Source organism: Pseudomonas sp. TE50-2 (assembly GCF_040813665.1).
Lineage (GTDB): Bacteria > Pseudomonadota > Gammaproteobacteria > Pseudomonadales > Pseudomonadaceae > Aquipseudomonas > Aquipseudomonas soli.
The window spans coordinates 197,286-212,694 of the sequence record NZ_JBFNXN010000001.1; the positions used below are offsets into that span (position 1 = coordinate 197,286).

Annotated in this window: 13 protein-coding genes; all 13 read left to right on the forward strand. The window is 67.4% G+C overall.

Annotated elements, in window-relative coordinates; genetic code table 11:
• The first annotated feature begins 182 nt into the window (after nucleotides 1–182).
• From AAHK21_RS00835 to AAHK21_RS00895, 13 genes are read left to right on the forward strand one after another with little or no spacing between them, the layout of a single operon-like run.
• Nucleotides 183–1,532 (forward strand): UDP-glucose/GDP-mannose dehydrogenase family protein, encoded by a 1,350-nt coding sequence (locus AAHK21_RS00835; protein WP_367856045.1) that lies wholly within the window; start codon nucleotides 183–185, stop codon nucleotides 1,530–1,532.
• Nucleotides 1,529–2,593, forward strand: coding sequence for an NAD-dependent epimerase (locus AAHK21_RS00840; RefSeq protein ID WP_367856046.1), 1,065 nt, complete (start codon nucleotides 1,529–1,531; stop codon nucleotides 2,591–2,593). The genes AAHK21_RS00835 and AAHK21_RS00840 overlap by 4 nt, the downstream gene beginning before the upstream one ends.
• Nucleotides 2,590–3,336 (forward strand): sugar transferase, encoded by a 747-nt coding sequence (locus AAHK21_RS00845; RefSeq protein WP_046855782.1) that lies wholly within the window; start codon nucleotides 2,590–2,592, stop codon nucleotides 3,334–3,336. The genes AAHK21_RS00840 and AAHK21_RS00845 overlap by 4 nt, the downstream gene beginning before the upstream one ends.
• 1 nt (nucleotide 3,337) lies before the next feature.
• A complete protein-coding gene (locus AAHK21_RS00850) occupies nucleotides 3,338–3,985 on the forward strand; it encodes a CpsD/CapB family tyrosine-protein kinase (RefSeq protein ID WP_367856047.1) in 648 nt (215 codons plus the stop codon).
• A gap of 22 nt (nucleotides 3,986–4,007) precedes the next feature.
• Nucleotides 4,008–5,027: a polysaccharide biosynthesis/export family protein gene (locus tag AAHK21_RS00855; RefSeq protein WP_367856048.1), complete on the forward strand. Its 1,020-nt coding sequence runs from the start codon at nucleotides 4,008–4,010 to the stop codon at nucleotides 5,025–5,027.
• A 14-nt stretch (nucleotides 5,028–5,041) separates the two neighbouring features.
• Complete coding sequence (locus AAHK21_RS00860; RefSeq protein ID WP_046855785.1) at nucleotides 5,042–6,616, forward strand: Wzz/FepE/Etk N-terminal domain-containing protein; 1,575 nt, start codon at nucleotides 5,042–5,044, stop codon at nucleotides 6,614–6,616.
• The gene (locus AAHK21_RS00865) at nucleotides 6,613–7,719 is read left to right on the forward strand and encodes a glycosyltransferase family 4 protein (RefSeq protein ID WP_367856049.1); all 1,107 of its coding nucleotides are present in this window, start codon (nucleotides 6,613–6,615) and stop codon (nucleotides 7,717–7,719) included. Before AAHK21_RS00860 ends, AAHK21_RS00865 begins: the two co-directional genes overlap by 4 nt.
• Nucleotides 7,716–9,086 (forward strand): O-antigen ligase family protein, encoded by a 1,371-nt coding sequence (locus AAHK21_RS00870; protein WP_367856050.1) that lies wholly within the window; start codon nucleotides 7,716–7,718, stop codon nucleotides 9,084–9,086. Before AAHK21_RS00865 ends, AAHK21_RS00870 begins: the two co-directional genes overlap by 4 nt.
• Entirely contained in the window at nucleotides 9,083–10,048 is a 966-nt protein-coding gene (locus AAHK21_RS00875) for a glycosyltransferase family 2 protein (RefSeq protein WP_367856051.1), read from the forward strand. Before AAHK21_RS00870 ends, AAHK21_RS00875 begins: the two co-directional genes overlap by 4 nt.
• Entirely contained in the window at nucleotides 10,041–11,177 is a 1,137-nt protein-coding gene (locus AAHK21_RS00880; protein WP_367856052.1) for a glycosyltransferase, read from the forward strand. The genes AAHK21_RS00875 and AAHK21_RS00880 overlap by 8 nt, the downstream gene beginning before the upstream one ends.
• 9 nt (nucleotides 11,178–11,186) lie before the next feature.
• Nucleotides 11,187–12,194, forward strand: coding sequence for a polysaccharide deacetylase family protein (locus tag AAHK21_RS00885; RefSeq protein ID WP_046855789.1), 1,008 nt, complete (start codon nucleotides 11,187–11,189; stop codon nucleotides 12,192–12,194).
• Nucleotides 12,194–13,498 (forward strand): lipopolysaccharide biosynthesis protein, encoded by a 1,305-nt coding sequence (locus tag AAHK21_RS00890; RefSeq protein ID WP_367856053.1) that lies wholly within the window; start codon nucleotides 12,194–12,196, stop codon nucleotides 13,496–13,498. The genes AAHK21_RS00885 and AAHK21_RS00890 overlap by 1 nt, the downstream gene beginning before the upstream one ends.
• On the forward strand, nucleotides 13,495–15,405 hold the full coding sequence (locus tag AAHK21_RS00895) for a hypothetical protein (protein WP_367856054.1): 1,911 nt from the start codon (nucleotides 13,495–13,497) through the stop codon (nucleotides 15,403–15,405). The genes AAHK21_RS00890 and AAHK21_RS00895 overlap by 4 nt, the downstream gene beginning before the upstream one ends.
• Nucleotides 15,406–15,409 lie beyond the last annotated feature (4 nt).

Genomic DNA, 15,409 nt, shown 5'->3' on the forward strand with positions numbered 1-15,409 from the left:
GCCACTAGCTATGTTCGCTAACACACGGATTGGAAACGGGTTGGTGGCAGATGGCCCGTTTGCTTGGAGTCTGTAAATGCGACGAAACATGCCATTGCTTTGACGCAATTCCACCGCGCTGAGCTATACCCAATTCACACCACTGTTTCATCTCCCTTACTCATCCATTCGAGGCACCGCGCATGGACGTGAGCGTTTTTGGCACCGGTTATGTCGGACTGGTACAGGCAGCAGCACTGGCGGACGTAGGTCACCGGGTACTGTGCGTGGATGTCGATACCCACAAGATCAACCAGTTACGCCAGGGCGTGCCGCCAATCAGCGAGCCGGGCCTGTCGAACTTGCTCGAGGACAACATCAAGGAAGGTCGCCTGCTGTTCAGCACCCAGGCCAGTGATGCCGTCAGCCATGCCGAGCTGATCTTCATCGCCGTCGGCACGCCACCCGACGAGGACGGCTCGGCCGACCTGACCCATGTGCTCAACGTCACCCGGCAGATCGCCGCGCTGATGGAAACCGACCACACATTGATCATCAAGTCCACCGTGCCGGTGGGCACCGCCGACAAGGTCATGGCGCTGGCCCGCGACGAGTTGCAGCGCCTGGGCAAGGGCCAGTTGCACGTACGCGTGGTGTCCAACCCCGAGTTTCTCAAGGAAGGCAGCGCCCTGGCCGACTGCATGCGCCCGGACCGCATCATCGTCGGCACCCTCGACGAAGTCGCCCATGACCAGCTGGCCGAACTGTACGCGCCGTTCTGCCGCAACCACGAAAAACTGATGTTCATGGATAACCGCAGCGCCGAACTGACCAAGTACGCCGCCAACGCCATGCTCGCCACCCGCATCAGCTTCATGAACGAGCTGGCCAATCTCAGCGAACACCTGGGCGCCGATATCGAGGCGGTACGCCGCGGCATCGGCTCCGACCCGCGCATCGGCTACCACTTCATCTACCCCGGTTGCGGCTTCGGCGGCTCGTGCTTCCCCAAGGACATCAAGGCCCTGCTGCACACCGCCGCGCACAGTGGCATGCCGCTGCGCCTGCTGCAGAGTGTCAGCGAGGTCAACGACCAGCAGCGGCGCATCCTCTTCGCCAAGCTCAAGCAACGCCTTGCCGGCCTGGCGGGCAAATCCATCGCCCTGTGGGGCCTGGCTTTCAAGCCCAACACCGACGACATGCGCGAAGCGCCCAGCCGCTACCTGATGGAAGCGCTGTGGGCCGAGGGCGCCACGGTGCGCGCCTATGACCCCGAAGCCATGGACGAATGCCGGCGCCTGTACGGTTACCGCGAAGACCTGCAGCTGTGCGCCACCCGCGACGACACCCTGCAGGACGCCGACGCCCTGGTGATCTGCACCGAGTGGAAGAATTTCCGCGTGGTCGACTTCTCGATGCTGGCCAGCAAGCTGCGCGAGCGGGTGATCATCGATGGTCGCAACCTGTACAACCCCGAGCAGGTGGCCGCCCACGGCCTGCACTACAGTGGCATCGGCCTGCGCCAGGTCAGCCCGCAGGCGGATGCGCCATGAAAGTGCTGGTCACCGGCGCAGCCGGTTTCATCGGTGCCCACACCTGTCGCCAGCTGTTGCTCGAAGGGCACCAGGTGGTGGGGCTGGACAACTTCAACGACTACTACGAGCCGTCGCTCAAGCATGCCCGCGTGCACTGGGTACGGCAGACGGTGGGCGATTTCCCGCTGCACTGCCTGGACCTGGGCGACCGCGACAGCATGGCCCGGCTGTTCGCCAGCGAACGCCCGGAAGTGGTCGTGCACCTGGCGGCCCAGGCCGGGGTGCGCTACTCGCTGCAGAACCCGCAGGCCTACCTGGACAGCAACCTGGCCGGTTTCCTCAACGTGCTCGAAGGCTGCCGCCGGCACCCGGTCCAGCACCTGCTGTACGCCTCGTCCAGCTCGGTGTACGGCGCCAATCAGCAAACGCCGTATCGGGTCGAAGACGCCGTGGACCACCCGCTGTCGCTGTATGCCGCCACCAAGAAGGCCAACGAGGCCATGGCCCACAGCTACAGCCACCTGTACGGCATTCCCTGCAGCGGCCTGCGCTTCTTCACCGTGTACGGCCCCTGGGGCCGCCCGGACATGTCGCCGATGCAGTTCGCCAGGGCGATCAGCGAAGGGCGGCCGATCCAGCTGTTCAACCATGGCCGCCACCAGCGCGACTTCACCTATATCGACGACATCGTCGAGAGCCTGGTACGGCTGATCCCCCTGCCCCCGGTCGCCAACCCGCAGTGGGATGCGCTCGCTGCGGACCCGGCCAGCAGTCACGCGCCGTGGCGGCTGTACAACATCGGCGGGCAGCGTCCGGTGGAGCTGCTCGACTACCTGGCGCTGCTGGAGAAACATCTGCAGCGCAACGCGGTGATCGAACTGCTGCCACTGCAACCAGGCGATGTCCTGGCCACCTGCGCCGATGCCAGCGCCCTGGCCAGGGTCACCGGATTCACCCCACAGATAGGCCTCGATGAGGGGCTCAGGCGCTTCGTCGCCTGGTTCAAGAGCTACTACTCGCCCGCCGCCAGCGAAGCGGCGCCCACGGGCGAGCAGCCAGATCAACGGAGGGCGGTATGACAGGACAACCCAAGAGCGCGCAACTGCAGGCGCTGTACCAGGACAAACGCATGGACCCGGCGCACCGGCAGCGCATCGATGCCGCCATCCACATGCAGGGCCGCGGCTGGATCACCGGCCGCGTCGGTGGTCGCCCCTGGACCCTTTCGCGCACCAACCGCGTGCTGTCGTGCCTGGCCGCGCTGACCCTGCTGCTGCTCCTCTCGCCGCTGTTCCTGGTGCTGGCGCTGCTGATCAAGCAGTCCAGTCCGGGCCCGGTGTTCTTCGTGCAGAAACGCACCGGCTACCGTGGCCGCGCCTTCGGCATGTTCAAGTTCCGCACCATGGTGGCCAACGCCGAGGCGTTGAAGGATTCGGTGCGTCACCTGAACAAGCATGGCGCCGACGCCATCGACTTCAAGATCGACAAGGACCCGCGCATCACCTCGGTCGGCGGCTGGTTGCGCAGAAGCAGCCTGGACGAGCTGCCCAACCTGATCAACGTGGTCACCGGCGACATGCGCCTGGTCGGCCCGCGCCCCACTTCGTTCAACGCCTACCGCTACCACGACAACCACCTGGCGCGGCTGTCGATCTACCCGGGCATGACCGGCCTGTGGCAGATCTCCGGGCGCAGCAACATCGACTTCGACCAACGTGTGGAGCTGGACCTGAGTTACATCAACGAACAGAGCCTGATGCTGGACCTGAAGATCCTGCTCAAGACCCCGTTCAAAGTCTTCACTGGCCACGGAGCAAGCTGAGATGGACGGTTCATCCTCGAGAAGCCTGACGATCGCTACCCCAAGCGAGACCAACCTGACCGCCACCGTGCTCGACCTCGACCAGCGCACCCTGCTGCTGACCGCGGCCAACACCGGCAGTGGCACCAGCACCAGCGCCCTGGCCTTCGCCAGCCAGCTGGCCCTCATGAGTGCCGGCAACGTGCTGCTGATCGATGCCAGCCTGGTACCTGGCGGCCTCAGCCAGCAACTGGGCCTGACCAAACTGCGCGGCTACAGCGACCTGCTGTTCAACCAGGACACCCCGCCGCTGGCCCAGGACTGCATCGTGCGCCTGTCCGACCAGCCGTTCGACGTGCTGCCGGTGGGCACCTGGAAACGCGGCCGCGACCGTCTCGACCCCGAGCAGTTGCGCGTGCTGCTGCACCAGTTGAGCAATCAGTACCGCTTCGTGGTGATCGACGGCGAGGCGATCTACGCCAGCGCCGACAGCCTGGTGATCGGCACCCTGGTCGACGGCGTGATCCTGGTGGTGTGCGCCGAGGAGACCCGCTGGGAGGTGGCCCAGGCCGCCAGCCAGCGCCTGACTCAGGCCGGCGCGCGGCTGATCGGCAGCGTGTTCAACAAGCGCAAGTACTACATGCCCAAGTGGCTGTACGAAAATCTCTGAGAGGCCGCACAGGATGAACGCCATGAGATATCCCTCGATTGCCCTGTGCGTACTGGCCCTGGCCGGCTGCGCCAGCCAGGAAAACCGCGAGATGCCGGTACAGATCCTCACCGCGCCTCCTGCCGAAAGCCAGGCCACCGAAGTCGCCCGCCGCGAGCAGGTACTGCGCCCGCAGGACGTGCTGGAAGTGATCTTCCACGTCAGCAACCGTTCGGCCGGGGCCTACCGCATCCAGTCCGGCGACACCCTGGACCTGAACTTCATGGCCGCCAGCGGCCTGAACGGCAACCAGCTGGTGCAGCCCGACGGCACCATCACCCTGCCCAGCACCAATGCCGCGGTACGCGTCGAGGGCATGACCCCGGGCGAAGCCGAGAGCGCCATCCGCCAGGCCTACCAGGACAAGCGGGTGTTCAAGCCCAACCGTGACCAGGTCACCGTGCGGGTGATGAGCCCGATGACCGACGAGGTCAACCTGAAGAACGCCCTCAGCCACCCCGGCACCGGCATGAGCCGCGACATCACCGTGGGCAACGACGGCCGCGCCACCTTCCCGGAAATCGGCTCGGTACCGCTGCAAGGCATGACCGTCAACCAGCTGCGCGACTACCTCAACGAGCGCTACGCCAGCTTGCCGGGCCGCATGAGCGTGGACGTGCTGCTCAAGTCCACCGCCGCCAACGAGATCTACGTGCTCGGCGAAGTCGGCCAGCCCGGCGCCTTCCAGATCCGCCGCCCCGTCTCCGTGCTCGAGGCGCTGACCCTGGCCCGCGGCCCGACCCTCAAGGCCAAGCTCGGTTCGGTGGTGATCATGCGTCGCGAGGGCAACACCGTGCATGCGGTCAACTACGACGTCGACCAGGCACTCTCCGGCGGCAGCCAGAAACTCGCCTACCTGCAGCCCGAAGACATGCTCTACGTGCCCAAGACCAAGCTGGCAAGTGCCGCCGAGCTGTCCCGGCAACTGGCCGACGTGGTGCTGTTCCAGGGCTTCGGCTTCAGCTTCAGCTACCGCGTCGACAATAAAGAAAGCAACGACTGACCGGGGGACGGACCATGACCACGCAACCGAAAGAAAACTACGTACATGAGTTCTTCCGCATCTTCTTCGCCAACCGCCAATTGGTGAAACGGGTGTTCCTGGTGTTCGCGGTGATCGCCGTGCTGTTGCCGCTGGTGCTCAAGCAGAGCTACGACATCACCGCCGAAGTCATCGTGCAGTCCAAGAAGCTCTCGCAGAGCGACACCACCTCGGCGCTCAGCCAACAGGCCGACCAGTTCATCCCGCCGTCGCTGGCCGACATGGAGACCGAGAGCAACATCCTGCGCTCGCCAACCCTGATCCGCCAGACCATCGGCGAGCTGCGCAAGGAAGGCCACTATCCGGACGAGCCCGGCCTGCTGCGGCGCACCGTGCTGGACCCGCTGCGTCACGCAGTGATCGAGCCCCTGCACCGGCTGTTCGGCAATAGCGTGGCGGACGATCGCGACACCCAGCTCGACACCCTCACCGACCAGGCGGTCAAGGACCTCAAGGTCGAGACCCTCCCCGGCTCCAACGTGATCTCCATCACCTACAGCGCCAATGACGCGAAGCTGGGCACGCTGTTTGTCAGCCGTCTGCTGGAGAACTTCCTGGCCAACCGCCAGGACCTGCAGTCCAACGAACTGCCCGAGGCCTTCTACGAGCAGAAGAAGCTGCACTACCAGGCTCGCCTGGGCGACCTGGAAAGCCAGCGCCTGGGCCTGCTGACCGCCATCGGCTCGTCGGATCCCAAGGAGGAGATCACCTTCCGCCTCAACGCCATCAACACCGAAGAACAGGCGCTCAACCTGCAACGTGACCGCCAGCTGCAGAACCAGAAGTGGCTGGACTACCTGCAAAGCAGCCTGGCCGCGGCCAACAAGGCGAAGATGGCCGACTACGCCTTCCCCTACACCTTCACCACCACAGTCGACAACGTCGCCTTCGAGGACCGCGAGATCAAGCAGCTCGGTGAGCAACTGACCACCCAGCTGGCCCGCTACAACGGTGACGCCACGGTGTTCCAGCCAGGCTCCGACCAGATGGTGATGGCCCGCCAGCAGATCGCCCAGTTGCGCGCGCAGTTCCTCAAGATCGTCGAGAACCGCATCCGTGAACGCCAGCAGGACCTGGCCGTGACCCAGCAGGTGATCGAGCAGAAGACCCAGCGCATCGCCGACTACAGCAAGCGCATCCTCCAGTTGCGCGAGACCCAGAGCAAGACCCGCCAGTTGGACACCGAGATCGATGCCCTACACAAGGCCTTCTCCACCTACGCCCAGCGCTACGAGGAAAGCCGTGGCCAGGGCCTGCTCGATGGCAGCCAGTCCAACGCGCGCATCCTCAGCGCCCCCTACGAGCCCACCGCGGCGAGCTTCCCGAAACCCGGCCTGATCATTCCGTTCGGCCTGGTCACCGGCCTGCTGCTGGCGATTGCCGTGGTCTACGTCAGGGAGTTCTTCGACCACCGCTTCAAGCATCCGGCACAGATCAGCCACGAGCTGGGCCTGCCCGTGCTGCTGGTGATCAACGACCAGACCCCGGCGCTGCCCAACCCGCACAAGAGCTGGTCGCTGCCACGCCTGTGGCACTGGGTGCGCAATTGAACGCCGCGCTGCACGCCGGCCGGCCGATCCTGCACCTGCTGAGCAGCGGCGGGTTCTACGGCGCCGAGCGCATGCTCCTGGACCATTGCCAGGCGACCCCTGGGCGGCATCGGGTGCTGTTTCTCGATGCCCCGGCCGAACTGGTGACGCGCTTTCGCGAGGCGGGTGTCGAGTGCGACACCTGCCGGGGCCTGGGGGCGGTGCTCAAGGCGCTTGGCGCGCAGCGCGGCGAACGTCCGCTGGTCAACAGTCATAACTTCAAGGGGCAGCTGTTCGGCTGGATCGGCGCCAGCCTGTTGCGCCTGCCGATGGTCAGCACCCAGCATGGATTTACCCCGCGCAGCCACAAACAGCGTTTCTACACCTGGCTGAGCCTGCAGCTGTGCCGCACGCCGACGGTGGACACGGTGGTGTGCGTGGCCGAGAGCATTGCCCGTATCCACCGCGATGCCGGGGTGCCAGCGGCCAAGCTGCAGGTGATTCCCAACGGACTGCCCGAGATCTGTGAAGCGCAGGCAAAGGATGGCATGGGAGCGGCACAGCCAGGCGGCGCCCCCTGGCTCGCCGCCTACGTCGGCCGGCTCTCCAGCGAAAAGGGCCCCGACCTGTTCCTCGATACGCTGATCCCGGTGTGTCAGCGCCAACCGCGGGTCCACGCCGTGATGCTTGGCGAAGGCCCTGAGCGCGAAGCCCTGCAACAGCGCATCGACGCTGCCGGTCTGGGCGAGCGCATCACCCTGCCGGGCTTCCAGCGCGACATGCGCGGCTGGATGAAACGCCTGGATGCGCTGGTCATCAGCTCGCGCACCGAAGGCACGCCGATGATCCTGCTCGAAGCCATGCAGGATGGTGTGCCAGTGGTGGCCTTCGGTGTCGGCGGCATCCCCGACGTGATCGAGCACGGCCACAACGGCCTGCTCGCCCGTCCCTTGGCCACGACCGAGCTGGGCGAGCATCTCGAAGCCCTGCTGCAAGACCCCGAGCAGGCCGGCGAACTGGTCGCCCGGGCGCGCCAGACTCAACGTCAACGCTACCACCTGCCGACCCTGGCACAACGCTGGGCCCAGGTGTACCGGGGCACGGCCGAGGAGGTTGTCGCATGATCATTCCCCTGTCGCTGGTGGCCCTGGTGGCCTTGCTGAGCCTGGGTCTGCTGGCCAGCCCCTACCCGTTCCTGGCGCCCGGCGGCGTGATCGGCCTGGCCGGCGTGCTGGTGCTGTACCGCAAGCCGGCCTGGGGCCTGCTGGCGATTGCCACCCTGGTGCCGCTGGAGGGGCTGCTCAAGGACGGCCTGGTGTCCGGCGCCAAGCTGGTGGGCATCGGCCTGGTGCTGATCCTCAGCCTGCAACTGGCAGTGCGCCAACTCCCCGGCCAGCGCCTGCGCAGCAATCAATGGCGCCTGCTGCTGCCGTTCATGGCCCTGTACCTGCTGAGCCTGTGGGCCAGCGACGACCTGGCCCTGTCGGGCGGGCACCTGCGTGAGCTGCTGGTGGGCCTGGTGGTATTCGTCATTACCTTGCTGGTCGGTCGCGACCTCAACCTGCCGCTGCTGGCGCGGCTGATCACCGTCAGCGTGTGCGTTACCTGCCTGTTCGCGATCTTCTCCACCAAATACCAGGAGCAGGGCCGCGCCTCGGCCATGCTCGACCCCAACGCCTTCGCCCTGCTGATCACCATCGCCATGCCCCTGGGGCTGTGGCTGGCGATCAAGGCGCGGCAGATCCCGGCCAAGCTGTTCTGGGCCGGTTGCTGCCTGCTGCTGCTGCTGGGCATGACCAAGACCGAGTCGCGCTCGGGGCTGGTGGTGCTGCTGATCAGCCTGGGCATCGTGCTGCACAACTACCGCGAACAGCTGACGCGCATCCGCCCGCGCCACCTGGGCTTCGCCATGCTCGGCCTGGCCATCGTCCTGCCCCTGGGCATCGCCTTGATGCCCGCCGGCTACGCCGAGCGCATCCAGTCGCTGATGCTGCTCAAGTCCGGGGTCAACGCGCACCAGGACGAGTCGCTGGGACGGCGCGCCTCCTACCTGGTGGTGGGCAAGGAGATGATCAGCCACAGCCCGCTGCTCGGCACAGGGCCCGGCACTTTCCCGCTGCATTACGCCGACACCGGCTTCTCCAAGGCCTTCGCCCCGGTCAACAGCAAGACCACCGACCTCTACCGCCGCGCCCACAACACTTACCTGGAACTGTTCAGCGAGGTCGGCGTGCCGGCGGGCCTGCTGTTCGTCGGCATGATCGTGCTGGCCCTGCGCAATTTCTGGCGGGCGCGCGCCGCCTTCCGCGCGGCCGGCGACCCGGACCGCGCCGACCTGATGACCCACCTGACCATGAGCATGCTCGCCATCGGCCTGTTCCTGATGTTCCTCAGCGCGCCGAGCCACAAGTACCTGTGGCTGATGCTGGCGCTGTCCAGCGTACTGCTCGGCCAGGCGCGTGAGCAGCAGCCGGTGGAGGTGGCCCGATGAGCCGGGTGAGTATCGTCATCCCGATGTTCAACGAAGCCCGCCATATCGGCCGCACCCTCGACGCCGCCCGGCGCTCGGCCAGCGCGGCGGGGCTGGCCTGCGAGCTGATCGTGGTGGACAACGGCTCCAGCGACGACGGCCCGGCGATCGCCCGCGCCCACGGCGCCCAGGTGCTGAGCGTGCCGGGCGTGGCCATCGGCGCCCTGCGCAATGCCGGCGTCAACGCCAGCCAAGGCGACTGGCTGGCCTTCCTCGATGCCGACATCGAAGTCCCGGAGCACTGGCTGGACCTGCTGCTGGACCTGCAGCGCCGTGGCGAAGGCGATGTCTTCGCCCTGGACTGCGACACCCCGCGCCACGCGCCGTGGTTCGCCCAGGCCTGGCAACGGCGCACCCTGCGCACCGGCCAGACGGTGCAGGACTGCACCTGGCTGCCCACCCCCAACCTGTTGATGCGGCGCAGCTGGTTCGAGCAGGTCGGCGGCTTCGACGAGCGCCTGCGCACCGGCGAGGACAAGGACTTCACCCTGCGCCTGCATGAAGCCGGTGCGCGCCTTCGCGTGCTGCGCGAACCTGCGGTGCTGCACTGGGGTTATGAAGCCAACTGGCGCGAATGGCTGGGCAAGGAGATGTGGCGCCAGGGCAGCCACCTGCAATTGCTGCGCAGCCATGGCGTGAGCCTGCGCCTGCTGCGGTTCCCGATGCTCTCGGTGGGCGCCTGGGTGCTGGACGCCATGGCCCTGTCGGCGCTGCTCGACGGTTTCCCGCATGTCGCCCTGTTCTTCCTGCTGGTGAGCGCCCTGCCCGCGCTGCTGCTGAGCCTGCGCCAGAGCCGCAGGCACCGCGACCCGCTGCTGACGCTGCAGCTCTGGGGCCTGCACTGGCTGCGCCTGCACCTGGCCGGCGCGGCCTTCATCCTCAGCCTGTTCAACCGCACCGCAAGGAGGCCCGCCCGTGGCTGAGTTCATTTTCTGGCTATGCCTGCTGCTGCCGCTATATGCCTGGGTCGGCTATCCCCTGCTGCTGACCCTGGCCGCACCGTTCTTTGCCCGTCGCACGCATTCGCCATTGCCGCCGCAGCGGGTGAGCGTAGTGATCGCCGCGCACAACGAAGAGCGCCATATCGAGGCCAAGCTTGCCAGCGTGCTCGGCCAGGACTACGCAGCCGCCGAGCTGCAGGTGGTGGTGGCCAGCGATGGCTCCAGCGACCGCACCGTAGCCTTGGCCCGCAGCCTGGGCGACCCACGGGTGCAGGTGCTGGACCTGCCACGCCTGGGCAAGGCCGGTGCGTTGAACAGTGCCGTGCAAGTGTGCACGGGCGACCTGCTGGTGTTCACCGACGCCGACAACCAGTGGTCGACCGACACCCTCGGCCTGCTGCTGGCGCCTTTCGCCGACGCCGATGTCGGCGGCAGCGCCGGGCATATGATCATTCCCGATCCGGGCAAGGGACTGAGTATCGGCGACAGCCTGTACCGCCACTATGAAGCCTGGGTGCGCAAGGTGGAGAACCGCACCGGCTGCATGGTCTCGGCCGACGGCGCCCTGCTGGCCCTGCGCCGAGCGCTGTACCAGCCGATCCCGAAACAGGTCAACGACGACTTCTTCATCAGCACCTGCGCACCGGCCGCCGGCCTGCGCATCGTCTATGTGCCCGAGGCGGTGGTGCTCGACCAGGGCGTGGACGAGGCCGACAAGCAGTTCCGCCGTCGCCAGCGCGTCACCGTCGGTGGCCTGCTGAGCCTGGCCGCCCGCCGCGAGCTGCTCAACCCGGCGCGCTACGGCCTGTACGCCATCGCCCTGATCAGCCACAAGCTGATCCGCCGCCTGGCCCCGGTACTGCTGCTGCCGCTGCTGCTGGCCAACCTGTGGCTGGCCGCCGAGCCCGGTTTCTACCGCCTGACCCTGGCCCTGCAATTGCTCGGCTACGCCGCCGCCATCGCCGGCCTGCTCGACGCCCGTCGGCGCTTGCCCCGCCCGTTCCGCCTGGCCGCCTTCGTGCTGATCACCCTCGCCGGCATGAGCGTGGGCCTGTGGCAATTCCTGCGCGGGCACAGCTACAGCCAATGGAACCCCGACCAGAATCGATGAGCGACGGACATGCCGATCAAGACCCATATCAAGCAGGCCAGCGGCTGGTTCTATTTCAACTCCCCACGCGGACGCGCCGAGCTGCGTGGCGCCGGGGTGATCCTCATGCTGCACCGGGTGCTGGCCGATGACGCCAGCGCCGCGCTGCCCCACCGCAACGAACTGTGCGTTGGCCCCCGGGCTTTCGAAGGCTTGCTGCGCTGGCTGCCCCGGCATTTCGACTGCGTCAGCCTCATGGACCTGCTGCAGAGTCACGAGGAACCCCGCGGCGACAGCCGCCCCAAGGTGGCGCTGACCTTCGACGACGGCTGGCGCGACAACGCCGTCAACGCCTTCCCCCTGCTGCAGCGCCACCAGGTGCCGGCGAGCATCTTCCTGTCCACCGACTACATCGGCAGCCGCCAGCGCTTCTGGTGGGAAAGCGTCGGCGAGACCTTGTGGGGCAGCCATGGCGAGGAGGCACGGCGACAACTGATCGAGCGCCTGCGCAAACTCGGCCGGCCGTTGCCCGCAGCCTACTTCATGCACGACCACAGCAAGGCCCGCAGCCTGGTGCTGGCGCGCTACCTGCAGACCCTCAAGAGCCTCAGCCCCCAGGCCCTGCACGTACTGACCGATGCCTGCCCGACGGAATCGCTGCCCCAGGCCATGGACTGGCAACAGGTGCGCGCCCTGGAGGATTCCGGGCTGGTGCGCTTCGGCCCGCATGGCGCCAGTCATGCCCTGCTGCCCTACCTGGACGACCATCGCCTCAAAGAGGAGCTGACCCGCAGCCATGCGGCGCTCAACGAAGGCTGCCGCGCTCCGCTGCCGGTGTACTGCTACCCCAACGGCGACCACGACGAGCGCGTGCGCGCCCAGGTCGCCGCGCATCGTTACCCCTACGCCCTGAGCACGCGCCCGGGCATCTGCCAGGGCCATGACGACCCGCTGGCGCTGCCGCGCATCGGCGTCAGCCAGCGCAATGCCAGCCGGCCCTCGCTGCTGGCCTGGCGCATCAGTCGCGGAGACCGCTGATGAACCGCAACAGCTACCTGCGCCACCTGGCGCTGAGCATGGGCACCAAGCTTGCGATGATCGCCCTGCGCCTGCTGCGCAACGTGCTGCTGGCGCGCATCCTCGGGCCCAGCGAGCGCGGCCTGTTCGCCCTGCTCAGCACCCTGCCCGACCTGATCAGCGCCGCCACCAGCGGCGGCCTCAACAGCGCGGTCGGCTACCAGGCGGCCAAGCAGCGCGACATGGGCCTGCTGCTGACCCAGGTGCTGGTCTACGGTTGCCTGCTGGCCGGCGTGCTGACCCTGGCCTGCGTGTTCCTGGTGCGCGAGTTCGGCGCCGACCTTGAGGTCACTGTGCAACTGGGCCTGCTGGCCTGGCTGTTGCTGCTGGCGGTGCCGATGACCGTGCTCAAGAGCGGCCTGCTGACCCTGCACAACGCCAGCGGCGGCGTCGGCGCCTTCAACGCCCTGCGCCTGACCGAGTCGCTGGCACCACTGCTGCTGTTCCTCGGATTGTTCTGGATGTGGCGCGACGAGGCGCTGGAGGCGGCGCTGATCAGTTGGCTGTGCGGCATCGCACTGGTCCTGGCGCTGGGCTTGTGGTGGCTGCGCCGCCAGCACCCGCTGGCCCTGCGCTGGGACCGTGGCAGCCAGCGCGAGCTGCTCAGCTACAGCGCCAAGAGCCACCCCGACCTGTTGTTCCAGCAGTTGATCCTGCGCTCGGACTACCTGTTCATCGGCGCACTGCTCGGCAGCACCGCCCTGGGCCACTACGCCATGGCCAGCGCCGCCGCCGAACTGCTGCTGATCGTTCCCGAGGCGGTAACCACGCCGCTGATGAAGCGCCTGCTGCAGCAGGATGCCGGCATGGAGCGCATCACCCCCCTGGCCCTGCGCCTGACCGCCACGGTGATGCTCGGCGCCTGCCTGGGCATGGCGCTGATCGGCCACTGGCTGATCGTCACCTTGTTCGGCGCCGAGTATGCCCCGGCCTATCCGGCCCTGCTGGCGTTGCTGCCGGGCCTGCTGGGGCTGTGCTACGCCAGCATCCTGCGCCTGGACCTTCTGGGCAAGAACCGCCCCGGCACGGTGTCGCTGATGATGGGCGCCGGTGCTGCGCTGAACCTGGTGCTCAACATCTTGCTCATTCCGGCCTGGGGCATCATCGGCGCGGCCGCGGCCTCGTCCATCGCCTACCTGGCGGTCACCGTGGCCATGCTGGTGCTGTACTGCCGCCTCAGTGGCGTGCCGCTGGGCCAGACCCTGATCATCCTGCCCGCCGACCTGGCGCCGCTGCGCCAGATGCTGCAACGGCGGGCGGCATGAAGGCGGCCTTGCTGTGCGGCGCGCTCCTGGCGCAGGGCGCCTTCGCCGCGCCTGTGCAGTGGGGGGACATCCGCGATGGCAGCCTGTACCTGCTGCCGGCCCGCGCCGATGAACTGCGTATCCAGTGGCAACCCGCCTGGCAGGCCGATGCCAACGCCGAGCACCTGTACCTGCTGGATGGCAACGGCCGCCTGGCCAGCGAAAGGCGGATCGAAGCCGCGCAGGTTCGCGGCGAGCAACGCTGGCCACTGGCGACGGGCGGCGGCGCCTATCGCCTGGAGGTGCCCGGCTACAGTTTCCGCGACTATCGCGTCCAGCACGACGGCAGTACCCGTGCGCTGTTCGCCCCGGCCAAGGTGCATTTCAGCGCTGAAGTCGGGCCAGGCGTTACTCTGTATTTCCGGGTCAAGGCCGGCGAGCAGGCGGTGTTGGCCGGCAAGCACCACGGCGGCGTGCATGGCCTGTTCGCCGAACGCCTGAGCGATGGCCGGCGCATCCAGCTGCCGCTAAAACCTTATCGCGCCTACTGGCGCTTCGATCAACAGGCGCTGCCTGCCAGCAGCCGTGACGAAACCTGGCGCCTTGGCCTGCAGGGCAGCGGCAAGGCGGCTTTCTGGCTCGACGGCAGCGCCAACCTGTTCGCCCAGCGCGCCGCAGACCTCGGCGAGCTGCCGCAACTGCCGGGCCAGGTGACCCTGGCCCTGGGTGACAAGGTGCTCGGCCCCACCCCACGGCTAGGCGTCGCCCTGCCCTACGTGCTGCCACCGGCCTCGAGCTTTGCCGCGCTGGACGCCCTGCGCCCCCAGGCCGCCGGTTTCTACAGTTTCGTCGACGTACTGCAACGCCAGCCGGACTTCGAGAACGCCTGGCGCAAGCTCTATCAGGAGCGCTTCGGCATTGTCCAGGACATCACCCTGCTGGCCGGCAGTGCCCGGGTCGCCGACCTCAGGAGCGACCGCACCAGCACCGATGGGTTGAGCGCCTGGCTCGAGGCGACCAAGGCGCTCGGCGGCAAAGGCACCCACTACCTGGCCTTTGCCGACGAGCCGAATCTCAACTACCGCGACTACGCCAGCTACCGCGATTTCTTCCAGGCCATGGCCAAGCGCGTACGCGACTACCCAGGTGCCCGCGAGGCTGGCGTGCGCATCGCCATGCCGGCCTCCTCGCGCCTGCTCGGCGGGCCCTTCACCGACGACGGCAAGCAGCGCCGCGGCATCGACTGGGCACGACGCCTGCTGGCCGAGCAAGGCGCGCAGATCGATGCCCTGGCCTGGCACGAATGGATGGTCCGCGACCTGCTCGCCACCCGCAGCTACCGCGACAGCGTGCGCCAGGCCGCCGCGCTGGTGGGCCTGGATGGCCAGGGCCGGCCGCGCAAGGCGCTGCTGCTGGACCAGACCAACCTGTCCAGCGGCTCGAGCCTCAGCCCCTACGAACAGAACACCCACTACGCCGGCCTGTGGTGGACCTCGGTGGTGATCAACGCCGCCAGTGACGGCCTGCTGGACATGCTCAACTGGTTCCACGTCGCCGACGAGCCCGAATGGCCCAAGGGCATGCTGCGCGATGCCGGCGGCCAGCGCTACGAACTCAAGCCGGTGGGCCTGGCCCAGCAGTTCATCCAGCGCCATTGGCTGGACCAGGTGCTGGCCCTGGACAACGACGCGTTCGAGGTCGATGCCCTGGCCATGGCCCGCCAGCACCAGCGCAGCCTGCTGGGGGTGAACAAGGCCGAGCGCCTGCAGCAGGTGGCGCTGACCCTCGGCGGCTGCCCCACCGGCCTGCTCGAACTGTTCGGCCCCGACAACCAGAGCCGCCGCGCCAGCTTCAGTTGCACGGATGGCCAGATTCACTTTCAACTGCCAGGGCAGACCGTATTCGCCCTGACCTGGAGCGCGTCATGAGACG

Excerpts from the sequence above, each read along its gene's own strand:
- AAHK21_RS00855 (WP_367856048.1), top strand. The coding sequence starts at position 4,008 with ATGAGATATCCCTCGATTGCCCTGTGCGTACTGGCCCTGGCCGGCTGC.
- AAHK21_RS00860 (WP_046855785.1), top strand. The coding sequence starts at position 5,042 with ATGACCACGCAACCGAAAGAAAACTACGTACATGAGTTCTTCCGCATC.
- AAHK21_RS00850 (WP_367856047.1), top strand. The coding sequence starts at position 3,338 with ATGGACGGTTCATCCTCGAGAAGCCTGACGATCGCTACCCCAAGCGAG.
- AAHK21_RS00840 (WP_367856046.1), top strand. The coding sequence starts at position 1,529 with ATGAAAGTGCTGGTCACCGGCGCAGCCGGTTTCATCGGTGCCCACACC.
- AAHK21_RS00890 (WP_367856053.1), top strand. The coding sequence starts at position 12,194 with ATGAACCGCAACAGCTACCTGCGCCACCTGGCGCTGAGCATGGGCACC.
- AAHK21_RS00895 (WP_367856054.1), top strand. The coding sequence starts at position 13,495 with ATGAAGGCGGCCTTGCTGTGCGGCGCGCTCCTGGCGCAGGGCGCCTTC.
- AAHK21_RS00845 (WP_046855782.1), top strand. The coding sequence starts at position 2,590 with ATGACAGGACAACCCAAGAGCGCGCAACTGCAGGCGCTGTACCAGGAC.
- AAHK21_RS00870 (WP_367856050.1), top strand. The coding sequence starts at position 7,716 with ATGATCATTCCCCTGTCGCTGGTGGCCCTGGTGGCCTTGCTGAGCCTG.
- AAHK21_RS00875 (WP_367856051.1), top strand. The coding sequence starts at position 9,083 with ATGAGCCGGGTGAGTATCGTCATCCCGATGTTCAACGAAGCCCGCCAT.
- AAHK21_RS00885 (WP_046855789.1), top strand. The coding sequence starts at position 11,187 with ATGCCGATCAAGACCCATATCAAGCAGGCCAGCGGCTGGTTCTATTTC.
- AAHK21_RS00835 (WP_367856045.1), top strand. The coding sequence starts at position 183 with ATGGACGTGAGCGTTTTTGGCACCGGTTATGTCGGACTGGTACAGGCA.